Below are 3,885 nucleotides of genomic sequence, written 5' to 3'. Positions count from 1 at the left end.
CGCCTTCCGCGGCTGGTCCGTCGGGCCAGCAGGGTGGTGCTGCTCCGGTGATGGCGGGTAGCTCTGGTGCTGCGACGGCGGCGAGCTTGCCTGAGCCGGATGTGAGCGCGGACTTGATGCTGGCGCGGCAGGTGCTTGACGGGTTGGTTCGTGGCACGGATGCGAGCTGGAACACCATCGACTCCGGGTTTGTGAATTGGGCTGTGGCAGTTGTGCGTACACAGTTTGGGCCGCAGCTTGTTATTGCTTCTAGCGCTGGTGGTGGGGTGTATGTGCCTGCGTCGGTGTACATTCCGACGACAGCTCGGATCGCGCCCCGTGATCCGGCGTTGCCGATGAGGTGGGCGGATAGGTACATGGGGTGGCGGCGGCCGGCTGATGTGCTGTCCGGGCATGCTGATGCATTGGCCGACAGGGCTTCTGGAGTGGTGCGCAGTGCGTTGGTGACTACTGCGGAGGGTCCGCGCCCTGCGGGTTGGCAGGAGTTTGAGACGGTGACGTTGCGGTCGATCCTGCATACGCCTGGTTCGGTGCCGGTGCTCGACGGTGAGCATCAACACCGCTTAGCAACTATTGATCCGGTTCTGGCGCAACAGATTTCAACGGTGATCGGTGGAGCGTCTGAGGTTCCCGTGGCTGCGGTCATCACCCGCGCGGTGGTGGAGGCGGCGATACAAGAGCCAGCGGCCACCAAGAGCGACCGTAGTCCGGTATGCGGTGCAGACGGGCCTTATCAGGTTGCCGAGGCGGCCGACCTGGCATTGCTCAACAAGCTCGGCCAGGGCACACCCGTCGACTGGGAGGCGTACAACAACGAGGTGGCCCAACGGCACGAAGGAAACGCGACTAGTCCGCACCTGAGTGGGCCGCTGGATCTGGAGGACGATCCGAAACAGTCGTTGACTGCGCGCATGCTGTACATAGCGTTCTACCGGACCGCGCTCATTGCTGAGCTGATTCGGTATTGGCAGCAGCCGGCGTCACCGTCCTTGGCCGACATCGTGTACTGCGCGAAAGTGGCCGGATTCAGCCAAGTGGTGGCGTCGACCCTATCGACTCTGGAGCGCCAATGTCGATGATTCCGTCTGACGACGCGTTCGACGCGGACAGCTTAAGGGCCCTTGGCGGCACGGTGCCTTCTGCAAAGTCCACCTCAGTGGGCAAGGTCGGCAAGTTCGGCGCGCGCAGCTGGCTGGAGGCCCAGGACACCGGAATGTCTTTGATTCCTGGTATGGGTCGTACTCCGAGCTGGAGTGAAACAACGACGGCTGCATTCGCCCGGATTGTGGCCGATGCGCGCTCTGGAGAGCTGGAGCCGGATTGGCGGGAAATCCGTGCCGGTGCCGCCAGCGGTCGGTTGCACCACGCACGTGCCCGCGAGGGCAGCGGCGCTGGTGGCGGAACTCCGATGAGTCCGTGGGCTTATCCGTTTACATGCCAGGCAGAGACAGAAGTTCTTGCGCTACGCGAGGTAGTGGAGGGCGGGCCGTGGGATTGGGAGCCAGGCGCATCCGGAGGTCCAGATCAAGCACTACGCGCCTGGTGGATATCCTGTTCCGAAATCATCGATTTCGAGGAATCCTCGAAGCTGCACGAAGAACAACAGCGTAGAGGGATGGGCCAACGACATCTTGCTTGCACCGTGCTGGGCATCGAATCAGAGGCCAAGATTCGGGAACGTGCCCTGATTCGGCGGGACCTGCTCACCGAGAGTGTGGAGGCGGCTATTGCCGCTTTGAGCGTTCGTTCACCAGAGTTGCTCGATGTTTTCGGCGAAAGGTGGATGCGCTACGCGGGCCGAGAAGACCTACGCCAGACCGACTGGGCTGAGAAAGCGATCGCCCGTACACGCCGCTGGGCTGATGCTGATCATCAGCAGCGAGCCGCGCACCTCGCGCGTCTCAACGACTCGGCATACCGTGCGGAGATGCAGCGCATACCGGATTACTGGATGAACCACGGCCAGAAAGGACAATGATCATGGCCGCAGTACCACCTTCGGGAGGCTCCGGGGACCGTATTAAGGTCGATCCGATCGCCCTGCCCGCATCAGGTGCGACCACCGGCGCCGAGGCTGCGGCGGTCGCCGCAGGCGGTGCGGCCGGGGCTGCCCAGGGTGTCGGCGGCTTGGCAGGTGCGGCTGCACAGCCTGACGGGGTTTCGCTGGCCATCAACGCCGTCACCAGCACGTGGCCTGCCCAGGATGGCACGTTTCTGGCTGACCTGAGTCGAGCGGGCAGCGCCGTTGCCAGCGGGGACGTGGCCAGCGCAGCGCAGCTGGAAGCCCAGGACACCGAGAATGCGGCAGGCATCGTGGCCGTCGCGCCGGGTGCGGCGACTGCCAGCGTGTAGGTCCGCCAGAGCGCAGGTCCGCCAGAGCGCCCGCCCCTGGGCTTTTGCTTGAATTAGCACACCGACTGCGACCGGGAAGGGTGACCGTGGACGCGCTTACCCTCTCAGATCTTGCGGAGGTGGTGTATTCCGCGGGCAAGGTTTTCGACGGCCTGTCCATCGGCCGGCTTGATACCGAGAGATTTCTGCGTTCTGGAAGGCTTGGTCGAGCCGCGTCGCGGGCCGACCTTGCGCTTCTCGAGGATCTGCGGGACTCGGCGCAGTTCGTCATCGACCACGCCGCCGGCGATCCGCTCGACGCCGGCTTCGTGCGGGCCGTCAACGCCACGATCACCCGCAGCGGGGCCCTGCATCCAGGCCAGCTGCGGACCCAGGAGCAGGCCATCGGGGTGGCGACGGCCTACGGTCGTCACACCCCCGACGCCCTGTCCGAGGACGGACTGCAAGCGGTGCTCGACCGTGCGACGCGCAGCGCTGAGGTCCAGGAGAACGCGCTCGCCCTCTTCGTGGACCTGGCTGAGGCCCAGCCCTTCGAGGATGGCAACAAGCGCACCGCCGTGTTCGTGGCCAACGGCTTGCTCATCGGTTCCGGTGCCGGTGTTCTGCTCACCATCCCCGTCGATGACGACGACCCCAGTGTGGCCAGGACATTCAACGACCTACTGGCGAGGGCCTACGTCTACGGCGAGCACGATGGGGTGAAGACGTTGCTACGCAGTCGACTTCGTGAGGCCCGGTTGGATGCGGTGCGCCAGGCGTTGATCGCCGGTGAACGCAGCGGCGAGGCCACACCGTTCGATTTCGACGACTTTGGCTCTGGATGTGGAATTATTGAGGTGTGGCAGGGACGGTCTTGAACCGATCGGAATTGATAGAACAGGCCCTGCGACACGCGCATCTTCGGATCGCCCTCCAGAACTACACCGCGCAAACGGTCCCGACTCTCGGCATTGACGGTTACGCGCAGAGGATCTACCAAGCGAATCAGGCTGCGATCGGCCTCGACGACATGGGTCCGTAAAGGTGGAATACCCGGCCTCGGCGGCATCACGGAGCCGTGTGAGCAGCCTGATCACTGACCTGTCGACCGGAGAAAAGTACGGCAGCTTGTCGGCGCTTTGATCACAAGGCACCACCGCGGACGACGACTACAGTTGGAGGAGATGACAAGCACGTTGATTCCCGGTACCCGTGACCCAAATCTCGCCTCAGCGTGAGGATCTCAACGCTTTGTCAACTCGTCAAGATTTCGGTCGGCCCACGCCTCGCTGAAGGCGACGGAGTCGGGGTGTTCCCGCATCCACTGGTCGTGAGCTTCGCATCTCCGACGCATGTCCTCAACATCGAGCATTGTTAGCCGTCCTGGGCTAGACACAGCGTCACCGGATTGCCATCCGGGTCGACGATGGTCGCGACACGCTCACCCCATGGCATGTCGGCCACGTTGGCCAGGACAGGGATTCCGTCATTGCGCAGATCGGTCACCAATGTGTCCAGATCGTCGACATAGACATACATCTCGAACCGCGGACC

5 protein-coding genes and 1 pseudogene are annotated in these 3,885 nt (G+C 63.6%); 5 read left to right on the top strand and 1 reads right to left on the bottom strand.

Annotated elements, in window-relative coordinates:
- The 5 genes and pseudogenes from WA944_RS22550 to WA944_RS22530 all read left to right on the top strand — a co-directional run.
- The coding region (locus WA944_RS22550) for an EspK C-terminal domain-containing protein (protein WP_526647365.1) at nt 1-1,079 on the top strand (1,079 nt) is incomplete at its 5' end.
- Complete coding sequence (locus WA944_RS22545; protein ID WP_526647364.1) at nt 1,070-1,978, top strand: hypothetical protein; 909 nt, start codon at nt 1,070-1,072, stop codon at nt 1,976-1,978. The genes WA944_RS22550 and WA944_RS22545, both read left to right, overlap by 10 nt.
- A gap of 2 nt (nt 1,979-1,980) precedes the next feature.
- Complete coding sequence (locus WA944_RS22540) at nt 1,981-2,352, top strand: hypothetical protein (RefSeq protein ID WP_178359598.1); 372 nt, start codon at nt 1,981-1,983, stop codon at nt 2,350-2,352.
- Nucleotides 2,353-2,432: 80 nt separating this feature from the next.
- Nucleotides 2,433-3,209, top strand: coding sequence for a Fic family protein (locus WA944_RS22535; RefSeq protein ID WP_526611706.1), 777 nt, complete (start codon nt 2,433-2,435; stop codon nt 3,207-3,209).
- Nucleotides 3,206-3,373 (top strand): annotated as a pseudogene (locus tag WA944_RS22530) (hypothetical protein); the annotation flags it as partial. The gene WA944_RS22535 and the pseudogene WA944_RS22530, both read left to right, overlap by 4 nt.
- A 332-nt stretch (nt 3,374-3,705) precedes the next feature.
- On the opposite strand, the gene WA944_RS22525 reads toward WA944_RS22530, so the two are convergent.
- A partial coding sequence (locus tag WA944_RS22525; RefSeq protein ID WP_526647363.1) for a VOC family protein occupies nt 3,706-3,885 on the bottom strand: 180 nt, incomplete at its 5' end.

It is taken from the genome of Mycobacterium sp. (genome assembly GCF_049683355.1).
Classification (GTDB): domain Bacteria; phylum Actinomycetota; class Actinomycetes; order Mycobacteriales; family Mycobacteriaceae; genus Mycobacterium.
The sequence above is the reverse complement of the archived record's forward strand: the minus strand, read 5'-3'. Positions and strand labels throughout refer to the sequence as shown.

What these genes read in the sequence shown, in the direction of transcription:
- WA944_RS22545 (WP_526647364.1), top strand. Translation starts at nt 1,070, where the DNA reads ATGTCGATGATTCCGTCTGACGACGCGTTCGACGCGGACAGCTTAAGG.
- WA944_RS22540 (WP_178359598.1), top strand. Translation starts at nt 1,981, where the DNA reads ATGGCCGCAGTACCACCTTCGGGAGGCTCCGGGGACCGTATTAAGGTC.